The 20,771-nt window shown below is 69.5% G+C and carries 15 protein-coding genes; 7 read left to right on the top strand and 8 right to left on the bottom strand.

The window, feature by feature from the left end; translation table 11 throughout:
- Positions 1-366: 366 nt before the first annotated feature.
- The gene (locus CDN99_RS27085; RefSeq protein WP_088388654.1) at positions 367-1,263 is read left to right on the top strand and encodes a hypothetical protein; all 897 of its coding nucleotides are present in this window, start codon (positions 367-369) and stop codon (positions 1,261-1,263) included.
- Positions 1,264-1,337: 74 nt separating this feature from the next.
- On the opposite strand, the gene CDN99_RS27080 is transcribed toward CDN99_RS27085, so the two are convergent.
- The 3 genes from CDN99_RS27080 to CDN99_RS27070 form a co-directional block, all read right to left on the bottom strand.
- A complete protein-coding gene (locus CDN99_RS27080) occupies positions 1,338-1,907 on the bottom strand; it encodes a YceI family protein (protein ID WP_088388652.1) in 570 nt (189 codons plus the stop codon).
- 73 nt (positions 1,908-1,980) lie between these two features.
- A complete protein-coding gene (locus CDN99_RS27075) occupies positions 1,981-2,544 on the bottom strand; it encodes a YceI family protein (RefSeq protein WP_238139732.1) in 564 nt (187 codons plus the stop codon).
- A 157-nt stretch (positions 2,545-2,701) separates the two neighbouring features.
- Complete coding sequence (locus tag CDN99_RS27070; protein WP_238139731.1) at positions 2,702-3,205, bottom strand: cytochrome b; 504 nt, start codon at positions 3,203-3,205, stop codon at positions 2,702-2,704.
- A 369-nt stretch (positions 3,206-3,574) separates the two neighbouring features.
- Here CDN99_RS27070 and CDN99_RS27065 point away from each other — a divergent pair, with 369 nt between their 5' ends.
- The 4 genes from CDN99_RS27065 to CDN99_RS27050 all read left to right on the top strand — a co-directional run bounded on the left by CDN99_RS27065 (position 3,575) and on the right by CDN99_RS27050 (position 12,327).
- Positions 3,575-4,150 (top strand): HD domain-containing protein, encoded by a 576-nt coding sequence (locus CDN99_RS27065; protein ID WP_088388648.1) that lies wholly within the window; start codon positions 3,575-3,577, stop codon positions 4,148-4,150.
- 341 nt (positions 4,151-4,491) lie between these two features.
- A complete protein-coding gene (locus tag CDN99_RS27060; RefSeq protein WP_088388646.1) occupies positions 4,492-6,291 on the top strand; it encodes an ATP-binding response regulator in 1,800 nt (599 codons plus the stop codon).
- Positions 6,251-10,540, top strand: coding sequence for an alpha/beta fold hydrolase (locus CDN99_RS27055; protein ID WP_141101016.1), 4,290 nt, complete (start codon positions 6,251-6,253; stop codon positions 10,538-10,540). Before CDN99_RS27060 ends, CDN99_RS27055 begins: the two co-directional genes overlap by 41 nt.
- The gene (locus CDN99_RS27050; RefSeq protein WP_088388642.1) at positions 10,537-12,327 is read left to right on the top strand and encodes an alkaline phosphatase D family protein; all 1,791 of its coding nucleotides are present in this window, start codon (positions 10,537-10,539) and stop codon (positions 12,325-12,327) included. Before CDN99_RS27055 ends, CDN99_RS27050 begins: the two co-directional genes overlap by 4 nt.
- Here CDN99_RS27050 and CDN99_RS29570 read toward each other — a convergent pair.
- Both CDN99_RS29570 and CDN99_RS28530 read right to left on the bottom strand, forming a co-directional pair.
- The gene (locus CDN99_RS29570; protein WP_259374735.1) at positions 12,324-12,449 is read right to left on the bottom strand and encodes a hypothetical protein; all 126 of its coding nucleotides are present in this window, start codon (positions 12,447-12,449) and stop codon (positions 12,324-12,326) included. The genes CDN99_RS27050 and CDN99_RS29570 overlap by 4 nt on opposite strands.
- An 8-nt stretch (positions 12,450-12,457) precedes the next feature.
- On the bottom strand, positions 12,458-12,685 hold the full coding sequence (locus CDN99_RS28530) for a hypothetical protein (protein ID WP_141101015.1): 228 nt from the start codon (positions 12,683-12,685) through the stop codon (positions 12,458-12,460).
- A gap of 53 nt (positions 12,686-12,738) precedes the next feature.
- On the opposite strand from CDN99_RS28530, the gene CDN99_RS27045 reads away from it, so the two are divergent.
- Both CDN99_RS27045 and CDN99_RS27040 read left to right on the top strand, forming a co-directional pair.
- Complete coding sequence (locus CDN99_RS27045; RefSeq protein WP_088388640.1) at positions 12,739-14,361, top strand: CYTH domain-containing protein; 1,623 nt, start codon at positions 12,739-12,741, stop codon at positions 14,359-14,361.
- A gap of 198 nt (positions 14,362-14,559) precedes the next feature.
- Complete coding sequence (locus CDN99_RS27040; protein WP_088388638.1) at positions 14,560-15,093, top strand: hypothetical protein; 534 nt, start codon at positions 14,560-14,562, stop codon at positions 15,091-15,093.
- Between the two features lie 124 nt (positions 15,094-15,217).
- Here CDN99_RS27040 and CDN99_RS27035 read toward each other — a convergent pair whose 3' ends face one another.
- From CDN99_RS27035 to CDN99_RS27025, 3 genes are all read right to left on the bottom strand, one after another.
- Positions 15,218-15,955 carry a site-2 protease family protein gene (locus tag CDN99_RS27035; RefSeq protein ID WP_088388636.1) on the bottom strand — a complete coding sequence of 246 codons (738 nt, stop codon included), beginning with the start codon at positions 15,953-15,955 and terminating at the stop codon, positions 15,218-15,220.
- Positions 15,955-16,986, bottom strand: a complete 1,032-nt coding sequence (locus tag CDN99_RS27030) for a DUF2167 domain-containing protein (RefSeq protein ID WP_088388634.1) — start codon at positions 16,984-16,986, stop codon at positions 15,955-15,957. The genes CDN99_RS27035 and CDN99_RS27030 overlap by 1 nt, the downstream gene beginning before the upstream one ends.
- 196 nt (positions 16,987-17,182) lie before the next feature.
- Positions 17,183-20,740 carry an indolepyruvate ferredoxin oxidoreductase family protein gene (locus CDN99_RS27025; protein ID WP_088388632.1) on the bottom strand — a complete coding sequence of 1,186 codons (3,558 nt, stop codon included), beginning with the start codon at positions 20,738-20,740 and terminating at the stop codon, positions 17,183-17,185.
- Between the last annotated feature and the right edge of the window lie 31 nt (positions 20,741-20,771).

Below are 20,771 nucleotides of genomic sequence, written 5' to 3'. Positions count from 1 at the left end.
CGCGGCGTTCCTCAGCTTGGTCTTGCTCAGCGGTTTGTCGATTGGCATAAATGCTCCGGGGTCGGGTCATGTTATGCCTCGCACACAAAATTCAGGACAGGTCCCGCGGTGAGGCTCCGTTGTCAGTCGGAATCAGTCAATTGCCGACGACGTGGGCGACGAAATGGCTGGCGGCTGAATGGCGCGCGGCAGACCATATGGACCGGCCGTCGCCCCTCGATTTGAAGACCCGAAAAGCTCAACGCCACCCGAGGGTGGCGTCTTGCTCTGCTGCTGCTGGGGGCATCACCGGCTTAGGTACCTGCGCGAGGTGCGGGAGTGGGATCCACAGTGCCTACGGCGCGAGAGGTTAGCGAGTCGAGTCCGATGAGTCAAATCCAATGCCAGTCAACCCCGTTGATTTCCGACGGCGAGGCACGAGCCGTCGGTGGTGTCGATGTGAGGCAAGTGCTGTCGAGCCTGTCGACGGCTCGGCTCGCGCCCTATGGCGCCATGTTCAAGCCGGCGTCGGACGATGCCCACCTCGGGAGCTATCTGTGGGCTCAGGCACTCGGTGCGAGCGTTCACCCGTTCGTGGGGCTGGTCGAAGTCGTATTGAGGAACGCCATCCACCGTTCTCTTTCGCTCCAGTCTTCGGGCCGCGGCCAGGAGACGTTCCCCTGGTACGACCGCGCACGAACCGGCGGGTTGGCGCTGCGTGGGAAATCCCTGGAGCGCGTGGAGATGCTGCTGTCCGAGGGGCAACCACCCGTGCGCAAACAGCCGCAACCCTCGCCCGATGCCGTCGTCGCGGCTTTGTCGTTCGGGTTCTGGCCAAACTTGCTTGAAGGTCTGTCGAACAGGTGGGCGCCGCGAACATTTACGGATGTCTTCGCGCATCATCCGCACTCGAGGCCTCAACACTGGAGCCACGAGTCCAACCGACGTGAACTCGTTCTCCGTCTCAAGCGGTTGCAGCAGTTGAGAAACCGTGTCTGCCACTTCGAGCCCATCTGGAAACCTCACTGGGTGACCCCCGGTGGCGCACCCGTCAAACATTGGAGTCACACCGTCGCTGCGCTTCGCGCTTTCCACGCTGACATGTATGACCTGCTGGCGTGGTGCTCTCCCGATGCGGCGGCCAGCTATCGCGCGTCCTTCGCCTGGAATTGGTTCAATCGCCTTTGCACGACCCACGCCGTCAGGGCATTCATGACGAAACACGCCACCAGTGCCCATTTGATGCCCATGACGTCCCAAGACGTGCTGCTGCCAGCTGCGTGATGGAGGTGCGACGCCCAACGCAAAAGGCCCGCTCGCGCGGGCCTTCCTGCATCGGTGCGAGGAATCCGAGGGGATTACTGCTTGATCGCCTCGACCTGGATGACGACCTTCACCTCCTTGGGGAAGCCGTACTGGACGCCGTAGTCGACGCCGAACTGCGTGCGGTCGAACACGGTCTCGAAGTCGCCGCCGCAGACCTCGCGCTTGAGCATCGGGTTGTCGTAGCAGTTGAAGTTGACGGCCTTCAGCGTGATCGGCGCGGTCTTGCCCTTGAGCGTCAGCTCGCCGTCCACGGTCGCGACCTTGTCGCCGGAGAAGTTGAACTTCGTGCTGACGAACTTGGCGGTCGGGAACTTCGCGACGTCGAAGACGTCGGGGCTCTTCAGGTGGCTGTCGAACTTGGAGAAGCCGCTGTCGATGCTGTCCACGTCGAGGGTGATCTCGACCTTGCCGGTCTTGCCCGCCTTGTCGAACTGCACGGTGCCTTCCTTCTTGTCGAAGCGGGCACGGTTGGTCGAGGTGCCGAAGTGCTTGATCTCGAACGTGGCGTAGGTGTGCGTCGGGTCGATCGCGTAGGTCGAGCTCTGGGCCTGGGCCAGGCCGGCGACGGCGATCAGGGAGGCGAGCAGCAGGGCTTTCTTCATGGTGGTGGGTCCGTTTCGTTGACTGTGAAAAGAAGGACCGGGCAGGGACCCGGACCGGTCGGGGGATCTGGAATCAGAGCGGCGCCATGCCGGTGAAGGCGAGCTTGAACTTCACCTGGACGTCGTTGGCCACCATCGAGGTGTCCTTCCACTCGCCTTCGCCGATCTTGAAGTCCAGGCGCTTGATGGCGAACGAGCCGACCGCGGTGGTCGTGCCGCCGGCCTGCGTCAGGGCCACCGGCACGACGACGTCCTGCGCCTGGCCCTTGATCGACAGCTTGCCGGCAACCTCGAATTTGCCGCCGCCCAGCGTCTTGATCGAGGAGCTCTGGAAGGTGCCGGTCGGAATCTTCTTGGTGTCGAACCACTCGGGCTTCACCAGCTCGGCATCGGTGGCGGCATCGCCGATGGTGGCGCTGCCCAGTTCGATGGTCAGCGTCACCTTGCCGGCGGCGGCGTTCTTCGGATCGAAGGCCAGTTGCGCGTCGAAGCGCTTGAAGTGGCCCTCCACCGGCACGCCCATCTGCCGGAAAGTGAAGGCGATGTCGCTTTGCGCGGGCACCAGCTTCGGCGCCGCTGCGGCGGCTGGCGCGGGGGCGGCGGCCGCGGGCTTGGCCGCCGGCTTGGTCTGCGCCATGGCGGGCGCGGCCAGCATCAGCGCGGCGGTCAGCGCCGACAGCGCGGTCAGGGAAAGATGGGTGGCCAGTCGTGGGGTCATGAGGTCCTCTGCGGTGTGCGGGGTCAGGTGTTGTCGGCGATCGGTCCGGCGGGCGATGTCGGCTGGCAGGGGCCGCTCAGGCGCGGCCCGGGAGCATGCGTCCAAGCAGGCCGTCCTTGTCGATGACGACGTGTTTGACCACGGCGCCAAGGTGGGCAAGGACCAGCAGGCCCAGGCCATAGGCGAAAACCTGGTGGACCTGCTTGAGCGTCTGGGCGAGCGCCTTGTCCGGCGAGACGAAGTCCGGCAGCGGCAGCACGCCGAACCACACGATCGGGAAGCCGGCCGCGGAGCTGTAGGCCCAGCCGCTCAGCGGCACCGCGAAGAACGCGGCGTAGAGCAGCCAGTGCACCGCGTGCGCGCCCAGCTTCTGCCAGGCCGGCATCGGCAGGTCGACCGGCGGACGATGGGCCAGGCGCCACAGCAGGCGCAGCGCCGACAGCGCCAGGATCGTCACCCCGGCCCACTTGTGCCAGTTGAAGAGCTTGAGCCGGGTCAGCGAGAACGGCAGGTCCGACATGTACCAGCCGACCGAGAAGGCGCAGATGATCGCGATCGCCAGGACCCAGTGGAAGAGCATCGCCACGCCGTCGTAACGCGTCTTGACGGCGACCGGCGCCGGCGGGGCGGGTTCGATCGCGGGCTCGATGGCGGGCGCCGCCGGGATCGCGGGCTCGGCCAGCGGCGGCTGCGGGGCGGGGTGGGGCGCGTCGTTGTTGTCGGTGATGGTGTTCATGTCGGGCTCGCGTCCTTGGGGTGGTCCTGGAGGGCGTCGGGGGCGTCCGGAGTGGGGCAAGTGTCAGCGCGCGGCGGACATCGTCGATTCATCGGAACTGAGGCCATTGTTCAGTCGATTTGAATGAGGACCCGAGGGACGCTTCACAGATCCGTCATGGGCGGGGTCGAGACTCGCGGACGCTCCGCACAGGAGCGACCCAAAGGATTCGCCATGGACCTGATCGCCAAGATCGAGGCGCTGTTTCAACGCCGCGGTCATCTGCAGTACGGCGACGAGCGCCGGGAACCCGTCACCGCGCTGGAGCATGCCCTTCAATGCGCGCAACTCGCCGAATGGGCGCACGCGGAGCATAGCCTCGTGGCCGCGGCTTTGCTGCACGATGTCGGCCAGTTGATGGACGGCGCGCCGTCCGACCCGTTGCGCGACGATCAACACGAGTTGATCGCGCTGCCGCTGCTGCGCGCCGGCGGCTGCGGGCCGGAGGTGCTGGAGCCGATCCGGCTGCACGTGCCGGCCAAGCGCTACCTTGTCAGCACCGATCCCGCCTACGGCCCGGGGCTGTCCGACGCCTCGCGCCACAGCCTGGCGCTGCAGGGCGGCCCGATGAACGCCGAGGAGCGGTTGCTCTTCATGGCGCACCCGCATGCCCCGGCGGCGCTGCAATTGCGCCGCTGGGACGACCTGGCCAAGCGGCCGGGCATGCGCACGCCGCCGTTGGGCTACTACCTCGCGCTGCTGGAAGAGCTGCTGCGCGAGGACCATGCCCCCCGCCTCCGGATCGCGTGACGCCCCGGGGGATCTCCCTCTTGAGGGGGATACCGGCGGCTAGAAGGCCTTTGCATACTGGCACCTGATCGCGCGCTGCCTGGACCTCAGCGTTGTGATCAAAGGGGAGGAGTGCTATGCCGACCTACCAAAGCCCATCAGGGTGGCGGTGGTCGGCATAGTTTTATCCGCGTCTGGCGCGGACCTCCCGACCGCGTGTCCGCCCGAAGTCGGGTCAGGGTCTGCGGGGATTGCATTTGGGATCCTCCGGGAGGGCAGGCTATATTGCCGCCCCAGTACAAGCCGGACAAGAAACATGCATTTCCCATCGAGGCAGCGGCCAGGCGCTGCCCCAGCCGGTCATGTCCGCTGAACGTGGCGTCGAGCAGGCGAGCGTCGATCTCGAACTGCTCCGCCTGATCGGCAGGCAAGGCCGGCGCGTCCCGTATCCGGTGAGCATCGCCGCGCTCGCGATGGCGCTGATGGCCGCGAGCGTGATGTCTCCCTGGCTGGCCTACGGCTGGCTGGCGGTGGTCTTCGCGGTGCTGGCCGCGCGCTGGTCGGTGCTGGGTCGGCTGCCCGGCATGAGCGACCGCCCGCTCGAGCGCCGCCTGCACTGGGCCGTGCTGCTGAGCCTGGCCAACGGCCTGGTCTTCAGCGCGTCGCTGGTGGCGGCGCCCTACCTCAGCGATTTCCAGCGCATGGTGCAGACCATCGTGCTGCTCGGCCTGTGCGCCGGCGCGGTCGCGACGACCGCCGGGCACCGCGTCGTCTTCCAGGTCTTCCTCTGGCCGGTGACGATCGCCACCGCGGTGGCCTGGGGCCTGTTCCACGACTCGGGCGAGCACCGCTGGCTCGATTGGGTGCTGGGCGCGCTGATCGTCTTCTTCGGCCTGATCCTGACCGGGCTGGCCCGCGATACCTACCGCGTCTTCGCCGAGTCCGTCCTGATCCGCCAGCAGCAGGTCAAGAGCAACCAGCAACTGCGCCAGGCGTTGTCCCAGGCCGAGTCGGCGATGGCGGCCAAGACGCGTTTCCTCGCCTCCGCCAGCCACGACCTGCGCCAGCCGATGCACACGCTGTCGCTGTTCGGCGCGGCGCTGGACAAGCGCCCGCTCGACGACGAGGGCCGCGTCATCGTCACGCAGATGAACCTGGCGCTGCAGTCGCTGTCCTCGCAGATGGACGCGCTGCTGGACATCTCCAAGCTCGACGCCAACGTCGTGCCGGTCAACAACCAGGTGTTCGCGCTCCAGCCCTGGCTGGCGCGGTTGCAGCGGGAGTTCCAGCCCGCCGCGCTGCGCAAGCACCTGCTGCTGCGGCTGGACTGTCCGCCCGATGCCTGCGTCGAGAGCGATCCGGTGCTGCTGGAGCGCGTCGTGCGCAACCTGATCGACAACGCCATCAAGTACACCGTGCGCGGCGAGATCGCGGTCGAGGTCAACCGCGGGCAGGACGAGGACGTCTGGCGCCTGTCGGTGCGCGACACCGGCATGGGCATCCCGGAGCACGAGCAGGCGCGGATCTTCGAGGAGTTCTATCAGGTCGGCAACGCCGAGCGCGACCGGACCAAGGGCCTCGGCCTGGGCCTGTCGATCGTGACGCGCCTGGTCGACCTGCTGGACCTGCACCTGGCGCTGCGCTCGGCGCCGGGCCACGGCTCGAGCTTCATGCTGAACGTGACCGCCGCCGACCTCAGCCTGGTGCGACCGGACGTGCCGCAGCGTCACGGACCGTCGCTGCCGCCGATGCGGGTGCTGGTGATCGACGACGAGGAGCCGGTCCGGGTGGCCATGCATGCGCTCCTGAGCGCCCACGGGTGCCAGGTGCTGCTGGCGGGCAGCACCCGCGAGGGGCTGCTCAAGAGCCTGGGCCAGCAGCCCGACCTGCTGCTGACGGACTTCCGGCTGCGCGGCGGCGAGGACGGCATCAGCGCCGTGCGCTCGATACGCAGCGCCTTCCCGGGACTTCCCGCGCTGCTGGTGAGCGGCGACACTGCGCCCGAACGCCTGCGCGAGGCGCATGAGGCGGGACTCACTTTGCTGCACAAGCCGGTCTCGGAGGAGCAGCTCATCAATGCGATGCAGGCCGCGCTGGCCGAATCCCGCAGGGAGGGGTCTGATGTCACGTCCGTTCGAGGAGGCGCCGCCAGCCCGGCCTGAGCGGGCGGACTCCCAGGCGGCGCCCGAGGCGCCCGACGTTTCCCGGCCGTTCGGAACGCGCTGGTTGTCCCGTCCGCTGGAGGACTGGATGGCCGCGCGCCTGTCGGTGCCCGAGCCCGGCCCGCCAGCGGTCGACGTGCTGATCGTGGGCAGCGGCTACGGCGGCGCGGCGGCGGCGCACGCGCTGGCCGGCCGGCGCGACGCGGCGGGGCGGACGCTCGACGTCGTCCTGCTGGAGCGGGGCCGCGAGTACCTGCCCGGTGCCTTCCCCAGCCGCTTCGCCGACCTGGCGGGGCATGTGCGGCTGGCCCGGTCCGGCGCCGGCACGCCGTCGGGCCGGCGCGAGGGGCTCTTCGACCTGCGACTCGGGCCCGACGTCTGCGTCGCCGTGGCGAATGGGCTGGGCGGCGGATCGCTGATCAACGCCGGCGTGATGGAGCGTCCCGAGCCGGGCGTGTTCCGGGAGCCCGGCTGGCCGAGGGAGTTCCTGAGCGAGGACCTCGGCCCCTGGTTCGACCGCGCCGAGCGGCTGCTGGGCGTGCGTGATGCCGAGGGGGGCAACACCATCGAGCGCCTGCGCGGCTTCCGGCCGCGTCGTCTGGAGGCCTTGACCGCGATGGAGCCCGCGCGCACGCGCGCCGCGCGCATCCAGGTGGCGATGGACGCCCGGCCGCGCGGCGCGGCCTCGTGGTCGCATCAGCCGTGCATCGCCTGCGGCGATTGCGCGACCGGCTGCAATCACGAGGCCAAGCAATCGCTGGATACCGGCCTGCTGCTGCAGGCCTGGCGGCAGGGCGCCGAGCTGGTCTGCGGCGCCAGCGTCGAGCGCCTGGAGGCCGTGCCCGGCGTGGGCTGGCGCGTCGTCGTGCAGCACACCGACGAGCTGCTGCGTGACCGGCAGGGAGAGCCGTTCGAGGTGATCGCGCGCCGGGTGGTCCTGGCGGCGGGCAGTCTCGGGTCGACGGAGATCCTGATGCGCTCGCGCGACCGCGGGCTGCCGGTGTCCCGGATGCTGGGGCAGGCGTTCTCGGCCAACAGCGACGTGCTCGCGGTCGCGCAGGAGTTGCCCAAGCCCGTCTATGCCGTGGCCGACGAGCGCCAGCCCGCTGCCGCGCGGCAGGTCGGGCCCACGATCACCGCCTTGCTCGACGCGGGTCCGGACTACGTCGTCCAGGATCTGGCGATTCCCGGTGCGCTCAGGCCGCTGTTCGAGGAGAGCTTCGCGCTGGCCGGCACGCTGGACGCGCTGGGGCGCGCCAACCCGGGGCCGCATGAGGAGCGGGCCGATTTCGACGATCCCTTCGCGGTGCGGCCGTCCGTCACCGACCGCTACCTGCCGATGGCGATCATCGGCCGCGACAGTGGCACCGGGCGCCTGGTGCTGGCGAAGGACGGCGAGGAGCCGGGATCCCTGCAGGTCGATTGGCCGGGCCTGCGCGACGAGCCTGCCATCGCGCGCCGTCACGAGGCCGTCGAGCGGCGTCTCGCGCCGCTGGGCGCGCGGCTGCTGCGCAATCCGATGTGGCAATTGCTGCCGCCGGAGATGGCGTTCCTGCTCGGCGGCGCGCGCGGGCCGATGCTCAGCGTTCATCCGCTGGGCGGTTGCGCGATGGGCGACCGTGGCACCGACGGCGTCGTCAACTCTTTCGGCCAGGTCTTCGCCGGCGAGGGCGAGACGCTGCACGACGGGCTGGCGGTGCTCGACGGCTCGATCGTGCCCACGTCGCTGGCGATGAATCCGGCGCTCACGATCAGCGCGCTCGCGCAGCGGGCGCTGGATCGGCTGGTCGTGGACTGGGGCCTGTCGACGACGCCGGCGGCATCGGTCGCCGCAGCGGCACCCGCGCCCGCGCCCGCGCCCGCGCCCACGCCGACACCGACACCGACACCGACACTTGCGATGGCGCCCGCGGTGGCGGTTGAACTGGCGGGCACGCCCATGCCGTCATTGGCGCCGCTGCGCCAGGAACAACCACGACCGCGGTTCCGTGACATGACCGTGCCGGAAGACGAGCGCCCGACCCTCGTCGAGGTCCGAGAGCGCCTCGGCGGTTTCGTGCGCTGGCCCGGCGCGCCCGGCGGCCCGGTGAAGTACCTGGAGCTGTGTTTCATCTATCGGCCCAAGGCGGTGACCGAGCTGCTGCGGCCGGGGCCGGAGCGACGGCTGGTGGCCGCGCCCGGCAGCATGCTGCGCGTGTTCGAGGCGCGCGAGAAGCGGCCCGGCCGTTTCGAGATCGTCGGACCGAAGGCCGGCGATGGCCGGCTGTGGGCGCACGAGGAGCGCGGCGACGCCAACGCGCTGTTCACCGTGCCCATCGAGGAGGGTGTGCTGGACCTGTTCCAGCGCGAGGACTCCGGCTCGCTGCGTCGGCACCTGCGTGGGCTGTGGGCGTGGCTGATCAACCGCGGCGTACGCGATAGCTGGCAAGGGCTGGTCGACTGGGCCGGCAACCGCGGCGGGCCCCAGGAGCCGGGCGCGCCGCGCGCCGGCGTGTGGGCACGCGTGGTCAATGCCTGGCATCTGTCGGGTCACGCGGGGGAGGCGCGCCTGATGCGCTACAGCGTCCGCGTCGATGCCGGCGCCGAGTTGCCCGACTGGGCCGCCGGCCTGCGCGGCAAGACGCTGCGGGGCCGCAAGCGCATCAGCTACACGCGCCGCGGCAATCCCTGGGCGCAGTTGAGCCGCATGACGCTGGAGCCCGTCGCCGGCATCGCGCCGCCGCCGGGCGGGCGCGAAATCCGGCTGGAGCTCGACCTGCACCACCTCGCCCGCGAGCGCCTGCCGCTGCTGCGCATCCGGCAGGCGCGGGACATTCCCTCCGGCGTGCGCGACATCGGCGCGCTGATGGCCTACGTCGCGCGGATGACGATCGGCCTGCATGCCTGGACTTTCCGCAAGCCCGACGAGGCGCCGCCGCGGCGTATCTCGCGGCTGCCGGGATCGGTGCCCGGCCTGCCGGAGCCGACGGTGATCGAGATGGCCGCCGGCCGCTGGGGCGATGCCGGCGCGCAGCGCCAGGATCTGGAGCGACGGTCGCGCGACGACGACGAGGCGCCAGTGATCGTGCGCCTGACCCGGTATGCGCGCGCCGGAGGCACGCCGGTGCTGATGCTCCACGGCTACAGCGCCAGCGGCACGACCTTCGCGCACCACTCGGTGCGGCCGGGGCCCGCGAAGCTGCTCTGGGACGCCGGCTACGACGTCTGGATCGCCGACATGCGGACCAGCGCCGGACTGCCCACGGCGAAGCTGCCCTGGACCTTCGAGGAGTCGGCCTTCAACGACATCCCGCTGGCCGTCGACCGCGTGCTGCGCGAGACCGGCCGCGACCAACTGCACGTCTTCGCGCACTGCATGGGCTCGGTGATGCTGCACATGGCGCTGCTGGAGCCGCGCGAGCAGCCGTGGGAGCGCTTCTATCCGCTGCGGCGCGGGATGATGGCGCGGATCTCGAAGCTGGTGATCTCGCAGGTCACGCCGCTGATGGTGATGTCTCCGACGAACAGCCTGCGCGGGGTGCTGATGCAGTACCTGCGGCCCTATCTGCCGATGCAGGATTTCGCCTTCCGGCCGGAGGGCGCGCCGACGCTGCTGGACCAGGTGACGGACCGGCTGCTGGCCAGCCTGCCGTATCCGGACGAGGAGTTCGACCTCGAGAACCCGCCGCCCTGGCCGCCGTGGAAGATGCGGCGCACGCCGTGGACGGCGACGCGCCACCGGATGGACCTGCTCTATGGGCGCGATTTCGCCATCGCCAATGTCGACCGGCCGGTGTTCGACTTCATCGACGATCACTTCGGGCCGTTGAACATGGACACGGTCGCGCAGGCGGTGCACTTCGCGCGATGCCACGAGATCACCGACTGGCAGGGCGCGAGCGTCTACCTGGACAGCCTCGCCAAGAGCCTCGCGCTGCTGAAGGCCTTCCCGGTGCTGTCCCTGCACGGCGAGGACAACGGGCTGTGCAGCGCCGACAGCGCCGAGCTGCTGAAGGACTACTACGACCAGGCCGCGCCGGGGCGGTACCACTACCGCGTCATCGCGGGGCATGGCCACCAGGACTGCCTGATCGGCCGGGACATCGCGACACGGGTGTTCCCGTTCGTGTTGGCGTTCCTGGAGGATGACGTGGACGCCGATGCCGATGTCAATCGCGAGGGCCGTGCCGATCATGACCTTGGGCGCGGTGGGGAGGTCCCGCCTCCAAGCGGGACCATCGCAGACAACGGTGTGGGAGCGCGGACATGAGCTCGTCCATCGCAACGAGACGCTCGTCCCCGCGCTCCAGTAGCGCGTTGCTGATTCGCGCCGAGGCCCCTTGGCATCGCGTCGAACATGGCGCTCCAACGGGTGACCGCGTGCCGCTGTTGAGCGCGCTGCGGCCGGAACTCGGTTGGCCTCACTGGCTGCTGCGATTGCCGATGCAGTGGCGTGGCGGCGCGACCTACGAGCGCTTGCCCATCGATTGGCAGGTCGCGCCGTTCGTCGCCCCCGCGATCGGGCAACCGGGCGAGCCCTGGCGGTTCTTGGTGGATGTCGCCATGTTCCCGCCGGCGGCGCCACGATCGGCGGGCGCCGATGGCCACGCGGATCGCGAGGTCCACGAACACGGCGGCAGCGAAGACGACGTCGGCGGCCTGAGCGAACTGAGCGACATGGGCGACCTGAGCGATGCCGGCGACGATGAGCCGACGATGAACGGACTGCTGTTGCTCGCGCTCTACCTGGAGCCGCGCGCCCTGGCGATGGAAGGGGAGCACCGCGGCGTGATGCACGACCTGGGCGACGCGGAGTTGCGCGAGCAGGTCGAGTGGGCCCTCGACGAGCTCTTCGACCTGCCACCCCATCGCTGGGCCCACGGGTTCGTGCCGTCGCCCGGCGAGCATGATGACGCCGCCGATCTGGCGAGCGACGGCGTGTGCTTCGCGCTGGCCGCGTGCCAGTACCCGCCCGGGATCCTGGACGTGAGCCCGGGCTGCGAGCTCGACCCGTCGCAGGCCGGACCGGCGCTCGCATCGCTGGCGCGGCTGCATCGCTTCACGCGCTCGACGGCGCTGGGGCGGTCGTGCTCGCTGGTGCTGTTCGCCGGTGACCTGATCTACGCGGACGCGAGCGGCGGGCTGGCGGACTCGCGCAGCGGCATCGAGCGTTATGCGCGCGGCTATCGCGAGTTCAAGGCAGGTCCGGCGCGGCTGCTGCCACCCACGGTGGCGCGCATCGTGCACGGCGTCGACGATCACGAGATCGTCGACAACTGGGAGCCGAGCCATGGCCGCGGCACCGAGGCGAACGGGCCGTGGTTCGACGCGGCACGGCAGGCGGCCTGGGACCATCGCTGGGAGGCGGGCGCGCGGGTCGGCGGACCCGAGACCTTCTGGTACGACTTCGCATGGCGCGGCGCGGCCTTCTTCGTCGCCGACGCGCGCTGCGAGCGCGAGGCGCGGCGCGTGGCCAACTGGTCGACGGCACGGATGTGGTCCGAGGTCCAGCGCGACGCCTTCGCGCAATGGCTGACCCGGAGCGCCGGGCAGCCCCGCTTCATGATGAGCGGATCCTTGCCGCTGCCCCGCCGCCGCACGACCGTCGAGCATCCGGCGAGCTGCCTGCGCTCGGACGCCTGGGACGGCTACCCGCACAGCCTGCACGAGCTGCTCGGCGAGGTCTGGCGCCAGCGGGCCTCGGGGCTGGTGTTCCTGTCGGGCGACGAGCACCGATCGGGATGGGTGAGCGCGGACATCACCGCGGTCGACGGGCAGGGCGAGGCACCGGTGCGGATCCATTCGGTCCACAGCTCGGCGCTCTACGCGCCGTGGCCGTTCGCGATCACCGCGGTGGAGGAACTCGCGGCGCCCGATGTGTTCGAGTTCGACGGACCACAGGGGCGGCGGTTGCGATGCGAGGTCAGCGCATGGGCGGATCACCCGGGGGATGGGTTCGCCGTGCTGAGGGCCCGGGGGGGCGAGGTCGAGCTGTGGTTCGACCGCGCGGGGAGGGCGTCGGATGCGCCGGATGCGAAGTGGGTTTCCGAACGCTAGCCACCGAATGCCGGTTCGTGGATCAGTTTGAAATCCGGGAAACCGGCGAGACGATTGACGTCGACCAGCCCCAACTTCAGCCAAGCGCCGTAGCCCTCGACGGTCGGGTTCTCGTGCAGCAACTCGCTGGCTAGCGTGTAGGCGGCTCGCCAGGAGTCGGGGGGGTCAATTGCTCGGTGAGATTGGACAGAAGGAGGACGGTGTAGGCGACGTCGTCGAGCGAGGCAGGTTCCTGCACCAGCGCAAGCCATGTCTCTGATTCGAAATGCGCAGCCTGATGTGCAAGGAACGTGAAGAGGCGATCCTCCCCTTCACGAGGATCTTCGTGTTCGGCCTGCACCAATGGATTGCTGTCCATGATCGATTCAAACCTTGCCTGGTGGATAGGCGCATGCTCTGCGCAGTCACCCCATGCGACACTTCCCCGACATGACCGAAATCGAACTCCGCTTCCAGATCCCCGAGTCCCAATGGCCCGCCGTGCGTCGCTGGGTCGCGGGCAGCGCCAAGTCCGTCGCGGCGCAGGAGCGTCTGCAAGCGTCCTATTTCGACACGCCCGAGCGCGACCTGGCGCATGCCGGCTTCGCGTTGCGGCTGCGGCTCGAGGGCGAGGTCTGGGTGCAGACGCTCAAGGGCGCCGCGCCCGATGGCATGACGCGCCTGGAGCACAACGTCCCCCTCGGTGCCGAAGTCCCGACGCTGGACGTCTCGCGGCACGCGGACCATCCCGCCGGACAGGCGCTCGCCGCGTTGCTCGCGACCTTGCCCGAGGGCGCCTTGCAGGCGCTGTTCCGCACCGACATCACGCGGCTCACGCGGTCGCTGCGCACGCCCTATGGGCTCGTCGAACTGGCGCTCGATCACGGCGCGCTGCTCGCCGGCGAGGGTGAGACGCTGCGCAGCACGCCGGTGTCGGAGCTGGAGATCGAATTGAAAAAGGGCCAGCCGCGCGCCGTCCTCGAGGTCGCGCGGCAGTGGGCGGTCGAACGCTTCGGCCTCACGCTGGAGCTGCGAACCAAGGCGCTCCGCGGCGATCTGCTGGCGCGCGGTCTGGAGACCATGCCGGTGGTGGCCTCGTCCGCGATCCACTGGTCTGGCGACATGACCCGCGACGACGCGCTCCACGTGCTGCTGCGGGAGAGCCTGGAGCCGGTGCTCGGCAACGCGTCGCAGATCGCGAGCGGTCGGCATGAGCCGGAACACCTGCATCAGCTGCGCGTCGCATTGCGCCGGCTGCGCGCCGGGCTGCGGCTGCTGGCGGAGGACGACGACATCCCGCTGCAGGCGCTCGCGGAAGGCGCCGGGCAACTGTCGCGCCGGCTCACCGCCGCGCGCGACGCCGACGCGCAGGCCCAGGCGCCCTGGCGTGTCGCGCTGCTCGCGGCATGGCGCGCCGAGCGCCCCTCGGCCGCCATCGAGCCGGCCCCGTCGCCACGCATCGACGTGGCCGCGGTGCTGCACGCGCGCGAGGTCCAGGGCTGGCTGCTCGCCATCATCGGCTGGCTGGCGCGTCCCGCGCCGGAGCAGGCGCAGGACCTGGTGATCGTCCATGAACGCATCGCCGCGTGGCGCGCCGTCGTCGACAAGCAGATCAAGCACTTCGACCGCCTCGACATCGACGGCCGCCATCATCTGCGCCGACGGTTGCGCAAGCTGCGCCTGGCGCTGGAGATGGCGCTCGCGGTGCCGGGCGGCGGCGATGGCGCCCGCCTGTCCAGGAAGGAACTCGAAACCCGCGCCCGCCTGCTGGCACGTGTACACGACGCGCAGCAGAAGCTCGGCGCGCTGAACGATCTGGAGATCGGTCTGACGCAGGCGCGTGAACAGCTGTCGCTGGCCATGGCCCATGCCGACGTGCCGGCGGCGGCGCAGGCCGGGTTCTCGCTGGGATACCTGCGGCCGCGTCAGGCACAGGCGCTGGAGAAGGCGGCCAAGGCGGTGAAGGCCGTGAAGTCCACGAAGGCTGCGAAGGCTGCGAAGGCTGCGAAGGCTGCGAAGGCCGCCAAGGCGGTCAAGCCGGCAAGGAAACGCTGACAGGCACGCGCTGACGGGAAAGGCTGACCGCGGCATCGCCGCGATTGGTTGTCAGCGGTGCAAATTCGCCGCACCGCGTTCGCCCGCCCGGCGGTGGTCCCGCGAGACTGACTTCACTCAGGTGCACCGCCAGGTCTTCGTGACGAAGCCTTGGCGCAGGCCCACTGTTTCAAGTCATCGAAGTTATCGCGAGGCCCCATGGACTCTGACTCTTCCGGCCGCATTCCGCGCGCCATCACCGACCGCGAACGGATCGCCACCTTGTTGGCCAACGCTGTCGATCCGGACCAACTGCGCGTGGCCCATGCGCTGGCCGCGCGCAAGCTGCTGCAGCCCGACGGCGCGATCTATCCCGCCGACGGCTGCGCGATCACGCTGTCGGTGCTGATGCAGGCGGCGGGCCTGGACGTGCCCGACCTGTTCTGGGCGATCGACGTCCCGGCCGTGCTGCTGGCGCGGGGCTGGGTGGAGGTGCCGGTCGGTTGCCAGCGCGGCGGCGATGTCGGCAGCACCTGCGGCGTGTCGCCGTGTCATGGCGACGATCACCTCTACCTGGTCATCCGCGCAGTGAACCAGGATGAGATGGTCGTCGTCGACAACCAGGCGGCGTATCCGCACTTCAGATGGTCGAGCGGGCGGGGCGGCCAGACGCCGACGACGATGTTCTATCGTGCGCCGGATCCGGAGGCGCCGCCGATGGCGCCGCCCGCGCCGACACCGGCCCGGCAGTAGGTCGAGCAAGCAGGGCGGGCCAGCAGGGCCGGCGCTGGCTGGCGGCCCGTCGCTGCCGCCAGCGCAGGCGTGAAAGGAAAATGGCCTCGCGTATCCGCGGCGTCCGTCGCCGAGCTGCCAGGGGTCAGACGTTGCCGCCGCCGACATGGCGCATCGCGCCCAGCATCTCGTGCACGTCGTGGGTCATCACCGCGAGGAACGCGGCCAGGCCGATGTAGTAGGCCGCGTACTCCCATTTCACCGCGGTGGGGACGGCGTAGTACGTCCGGCCTTCCTCACTGTCGGCGCGGTAGCGCCAGGCCTTCATCAGCTGGGGCGCGGCCAGCAGCGCGATCAGCAACAGCATCGGGCTGGGCCGGTACAGGAACAGCGCCACCAGCACCGGCACGCCCGCGAACCAGATGCGGGGCGACAGGACCGCCGTGATGCGGCCGCCGTCGAATGGCGACAGCGGGATGAGGTTGAACAGGTTCAGGAAGAAGCCGGCGTAGGACACCGCCAGCAGCCAGTCCAGGCCCCAGCTGCGCGCCATCAGGTAGCAGACGGTCGCGCCGACGGTGCCCACCAGCGGCCCGCCCAGGCCGACGAAGGCCTCCGTCTGCGCGTCGTGCGGCATGTCCTTCAGCTCGATCCAGGCGCCGACGAAGGGGATGAAGGTCGGCAGGCCGACGTTCAGGCCCTTGTGGCGCGCGGCGAGGTAGTGACCCATCTCATGCACGAACAGCAGCACGATGAACCCGGCGGCATAACGCCAGCCGAAGGCCCACGCGTACACCACCAGCGACAGCAGCATCGTGCCGCCGCTCAGCAGCAGCTTGCCGAATTTCGCGCCGGTGAACAGCAGCAGCAGGAGCTTGGTCATCAGGCTTCAGGCGGACGCGCGGGTGGCGCTTCGCCGGCCGGCAGGGCGGGCGTCGCTGGCACCGCGGTGGAGGGGGTGGCCGTCGCGACGTCCGGCCCGGTCCATGCGGGCACGTCCGGCGCCTTCTTCTTGCGTCCGAAGAACTTCATGATCGCACCACCGAAGCCCAGCACCGCGATGACGATGATCTTCGCGAACTTGAGCAGGAAGGCGCCGATCACCGCCAGCAGCCCGAGCTTCTTCGCGCCGACGCCCAGCACCAGCGCGGCCAGGCCGTACTCGGCGACCTTGTCGGTGCTGCTGTTGAAGTCGGCGTAGCGCTTGCCTTCGTCGAATTCCAGCGCGCCCAGCAACGTCTGGGCTTCGCTCTTGTACTGCGGCAGCTCGTTCAGGCCGGTGACCAGATTCAGGCTGAGGTAACCCTCGCGGCCCAGCGCATAGGTGTTGTAGTTGACGCCCTGCGGCTCGTCGGCCGGCGTGCCGATCTCGCGCGAGCTCATCGCCCAGACCAGCCGGTGCGTGTCGGCGGCGTAATGCGGCTTCTCCGCCCAGCCGACGATCTCCAGCCCCGCCACGCCCATCTTCTTGCGCTCCTCGTTGGCGGCGGAAGTACCTTCGCGATAGCTCTTGAGCATCTCCTCGGCGTCCCAGTTCTTGGCGTCGTCGTCCTTGATGTAGCCGGAGGACTCGTAGCGCAGCGTCGCGAACCAGTCGGCCTTGTCCTGCGGGAACACCAGCCCCTGCAGATCGTTGTGCTGGCCCGGGTTGCCCATCGCGCGCATCAGCTGCGAGGCCTGCGGCTGAGGAATGAACACGCGGCCGGCCGGCACGTGCAGCGTGGCCAGGTTGGCCAGCCTGACGTCCTGCGGCCCCTTCACGGCGACGGCGGAGGCTTCCTCGAAGGCCTTCTTGGCGTCGATGTCGGACTGGGCCATCGCCGGCGACGCGGTGACGACCAGGGCGGCGAGCAGGACGCCGAGCGCGGCGGCGTTGGCGAAGGCCCGCATCCAGCGGGTCGGCGTGGTGGTCATGGGAACTCCCTCGTTGGCGGCCTCTGGCGGGCCAAAGGGTGCGAGTCTAGCGATGTGGTCAGTCGAGAAATCCGAACTTCCCCCAATGGGGGGCGTCGCCGCGCGCACCGCGCCGCAAAAAGCGCACGGCCCGCGCGGGGCATCCCCGGGCGGGCCGTGTGGACCTCGGGGGGGCGCTGGGCGCGCCCCCACGGGATCAGGCTTCCTGCCAGCGCTTGGTCAGTTGATCCCACTTCAGGCGGGCTGCCTTGACGTGGCGCTCCTTGACGTGGCCGTAGCCGCGGATGTCTTCCGGAATGCGGGCCAGGTCGACGGCCACCGGCAGGCGCTCGGCGGTCAGTCCCTTGGCCAGGATCGCGTCGATGGTGGCGCGGTAGTCCTGGATCAGCTGGCGCTCCATCTTGCGTTCCTCGGTATGGCCGAATGGATCGAGCGCCGTGCCGCGCAGGCCCTTCATCTTCGCCAGTACGCCCATCGCCGGCCGCACCCAGCCGCCGAAGGCGCGCTTTTGCAGCTCGCCCTTGGCGTTCTTCCTGGCCAGCATCGGCGGCGCCAGGTGATGGACGACCTTGAAGTCGCCCTCGAACTGGCCCTTGATCTTGTCCAGGAACCGGGTGTCGGTGTGCAGGCGGGCGACCTCGTACTCGTCCTTGTAGGCCATCAGCTTGAACAGATAGCGCGCGACGGCCTCGGTCAGGCGGGTGCCGCCCAGCGGCGTTTCCGCGGCACGGACCTTCTCGACGAAGGCGCGGTACTGGTCGGCGTAGGCGGCGTTCTGGTAGTCCGTCAGGAACTCGACGCGCTTGGCGATCAGCTCGTCCACGCCCTGGCGCTTGACGAAGTTGATCACCTGTTGCGCGGCGAACAGCGACTGCACTGCGGCCAGGTCATGGGCGCAGCGGCGGCCCCATTCGAAGGCGGCCTTGTTGTTGTCGATCTGCACGCCGTTGAGCTCGATGGCGCGCATCAGCGCGGCGTGGCTCAGCGGCACGCGGCCCTTCTGCCACGCGTAGCCCAGCATCAGCGGGTTGGTGTAGAGCGAGTCGCCCACCAGCTTCACCGCGACTTCCTCGGCGTCGAACATGCCGACGTGGGTCGGGCCGGCCGCCTTGGCGATGGCCGCCTCGCAGGCCGCGCCGGGGAAGGACCAGTTGGCGTCGTTGACCAGCGTGGCGGTCGGCGAGCCGTGGGTGTTGAGGGCGACGTAGCTGCGGCCCTCTCGCATCACGGCCAGCGTCGTCTTGTTGGCGGCGACGATGGAATCGCAGGCGATGACCAGGTCCGCCTCGGCCGTGCCGACCTTGGTGCAGTAGATCGCGGACGGGCTGTTGGCGATCTGGATGTGGCTCCAGGTGGCGCCGCCCTTCTGGGCCAGGCCGGCGGCGTCCTGCGTCACCACGCCCTTGCCTTCCAGGTGCGCGGCCATGCCGAGCAACTGGCCGATCGTGATCACGCCGGTGCCGCCGACGCCGGCCACCACGATGCCCCAGGCTTCCACCGGATTGGGCACCGACGGTTGCGGGATCACCGGCAGCGAAGCGTCGAACGGGCTGACGCGCTTGTCCTTCTTGGGCTTGCGCAGCTCGCCGCCCTCGATGGTGACGAAGCTCGGGCAGAAGCCCTTCACGCAGGAGAAGTCCTTGTTGCAGGTGTTCTGGTTGATCTGGCGCTTGCGGCCGAATTCGGTTTCCAGCGGCTCGACCGACAGGCAGTTGGACTGCACCGAGCAGTCGCCGCAGCCTTCGCAGACCAGCTCGTTGATGACGGTGCGCTTGGACGGGTCGACCAGCTTGCCGCGCTTGCGGCGGCGACGCTTCTCGGTGGCGCAGGTCTGGTCGTAGATGATGACCGTGGTGCCGGGGATCTCGCGGAACTGGCGCTGCAGCTCGTCCAGCTCGTCGCGGTGATGCACGGTGACGCCGGCGGCCAGCGGCTTGCCGTCGTACTTCTCGGGCTCGTCGGTGACGATGATCAGCTTGGCCACGCCTTCGCTGACCAGGCTGTTCATGATCTGCGTGACGCTGTGGCCCTCGGGGCGCTCGCCGACCTGCTGGCCGCCGGTCATCGCGACGGCGTCGTTGTAGAGCACCTTGTAGGTGATGTTCACGCCGGCCGCGATGGACTGGCGGATCGCCAGGATGCCGCTATGGAAGTAGGTGCCGTCGCCGAGGTTGCTGAAGATGTGCTTCTCGTCGGTGAACGGCGCCTGGCCGACCCAGGGCACGCCCTCGCCGCCCATCTGGGTGAAGGTCGCGGTGTTGCGGCCCGGCATCCAGGTGACCATGTAATGGCAGCCGATGCCGCCGACGGCACGCGAGCCGTCCGGCACGCGCGTGCTGGTGTTGTGCGGGCAGCCGGAGCAGAACCACGGTGTGCGGTCGGCGCCGCCGGCGGTCTTCTCCTCGGACTTGAGCGACTGCTCCTTGGCGTCGATCAGCGCGATGCGCGCGTCCAGGCGCGCGGCGGTGTCGGCGTCCACGCCCAGCTTCTTCAGGCGCTTGGCGATGGCGCGGGCGATGATGGCCGGCGTCAGGTCGGCCTGCGGGCGCAGCAGCCAGTTGCTGCTGGGATTGGGGTGGCTCCACTCGCCGCCGCTCTGGTCGCCTTCGGTCTCGTCGAACTTGCCCAGCACGTTCGGGCGCACGTCCGGACGCCAGTTGTACAGCTCCTCCTTGAGCTGGTACTCGATCATCTGGCGCTTCTCCTCGACCACCAGGATCTCCTGCAGGCCCTGGGCGAAGTCGCGCGTGATGGTGGCCTCCAGCGGCCACACGACGTTGACCTTGTGCAGGCGGATGCCCAGGCGGCGGCAGGCGTCGTCGTCCAGGCCCAGGTCGTGCAGCGCCTGGCGGGTGTCGTTCCACGCCTTGCCGCTGGCGATCAGGCCGAAGCGGTCGTTCGGCGTGGCGATGACGTTGTGGTTCAGCTTGTTGGCGCGGACGTAGGCCAGCGCGGCGTACCACTTGTGGTCCATCATCCGCGCTTCCTGGTCCAGCGGCGGATCGGGCCAGCGGATGTGCAGGCCGCCGGGCGGCATCTCGAAGTCTCCCGGCATCAGGATCTCGACGCGGTCCGGGTCGATGCTGACGCTGCTGGAGGACTCGACGATTTCCTGGATCGTCTTCATGCCCGACCACAGGCCGGAGAAGCGGCTCATCGCGAAGGCGTGCAGGCCCATGTCCAGGATCTCCTGGACGCTGCTGGGGAAGAAGACCGGGAAGCCGACGGCCTTGAAGACGTGGTCGCTCTGGTGGGCGGCGGTGGAACTCTTGGCGATGTGGTCGTCGGCCGCGATGGCGATCACGCCGCCGTGCCTGGACGTGCCGGCCATGTTGGCGTGCTTGAACACGTCGATGCTGCGGTCCACGCCGGGGCCCTTGCCGTACCACATGCCGAAGACGCCGTCGAAGCGGGCCTTCTCCGGGAACAGGGCCAGCTGCTGCGTGCCCCACACGGCGGTGGCGCCGAGCTCTTCGTTGACGCCGGGCTGGAAGACGATGTTCTGCTTGGCCAGGTGCTTCTTGGCGGCCATCAGGGCCTGGTCGTAGCCGCCCAGCGGCGAGCCGCGGTAGCCGGAGATGAAACCGGCGGTGTTGAGCCCGGCGATCGCGTCGCGGGTGCGTTGCAGCATCGGCAAGCGGACCAGGGCCTGCACGCCGCTCATGAAGGCGCGGCCCTCGTCGAGGGCGTACTTGTCGTCCAGCGTGACCTTCTCTAGGGCACGCAGGATGTGTTCGGGCAAGGGGGCGTTCATGCGGGGAGGCTCCTGATGGGTGGCGGACCTG

The organism is Roseateles aquatilis (assembly GCF_002205645.1).
Taxonomy (GTDB): Bacteria; Pseudomonadota; Gammaproteobacteria; order Burkholderiales; family Burkholderiaceae_C; genus Roseateles; species Roseateles aquatilis.
This window is presented reverse-complemented; position numbering and strand designations above follow the sequence as displayed.

Excerpts from the sequence above, each read along its gene's own strand:
- CDN99_RS27085 (WP_088388654.1), top strand. The coding sequence starts at position 367 with ATGAGTCAAATCCAATGCCAGTCAACCCCGTTGATTTCCGACGGCGAG.
- CDN99_RS27080 (WP_088388652.1), bottom strand. The coding sequence starts at position 1,907 with ATGAAGAAAGCCCTGCTGCTCGCCTCCCTGATCGCCGTCGCCGGCCTG.
- CDN99_RS27075 (WP_238139732.1), bottom strand. The coding sequence starts at position 2,544 with ATGGCGCAGACCAAGCCGGCGGCCAAGCCCGCGGCCGCCGCCCCCGCG.
- CDN99_RS27070 (WP_238139731.1), bottom strand. The coding sequence starts at position 3,205 with ATGCTCTTCCACTGGGTCCTGGCGATCGCGATCATCTGCGCCTTCTCG.
- CDN99_RS27065 (WP_088388648.1), top strand. The coding sequence starts at position 3,575 with ATGGACCTGATCGCCAAGATCGAGGCGCTGTTTCAACGCCGCGGTCAT.
- CDN99_RS27060 (WP_088388646.1), top strand. The coding sequence starts at position 4,492 with ATGTCCGCTGAACGTGGCGTCGAGCAGGCGAGCGTCGATCTCGAACTG.
- CDN99_RS27055 (WP_141101016.1), top strand. The coding sequence starts at position 6,251 with ATGTCACGTCCGTTCGAGGAGGCGCCGCCAGCCCGGCCTGAGCGGGCG.
- CDN99_RS27050 (WP_088388642.1), top strand. The coding sequence starts at position 10,537 with ATGAGCTCGTCCATCGCAACGAGACGCTCGTCCCCGCGCTCCAGTAGC.
- CDN99_RS28530 (WP_141101015.1), bottom strand. The coding sequence starts at position 12,685 with ATGGACAGCAATCCATTGGTGCAGGCCGAACACGAAGATCCTCGTGAA.
- CDN99_RS27045 (WP_088388640.1), top strand. The coding sequence starts at position 12,739 with ATGCGACACTTCCCCGACATGACCGAAATCGAACTCCGCTTCCAGATC.
- CDN99_RS27040 (WP_088388638.1), top strand. The coding sequence starts at position 14,560 with ATGGACTCTGACTCTTCCGGCCGCATTCCGCGCGCCATCACCGACCGC.
- CDN99_RS27035 (WP_088388636.1), bottom strand. The coding sequence starts at position 15,955 with ATGACCAAGCTCCTGCTGCTGCTGTTCACCGGCGCGAAATTCGGCAAG.
- CDN99_RS27030 (WP_088388634.1), bottom strand. The coding sequence starts at position 16,986 with ATGACCACCACGCCGACCCGCTGGATGCGGGCCTTCGCCAACGCCGCC.
- CDN99_RS27025 (WP_088388632.1), bottom strand. The coding sequence starts at position 20,740 with ATGAACGCCCCCTTGCCCGAACACATCCTGCGTGCCCTAGAGAAGGTC.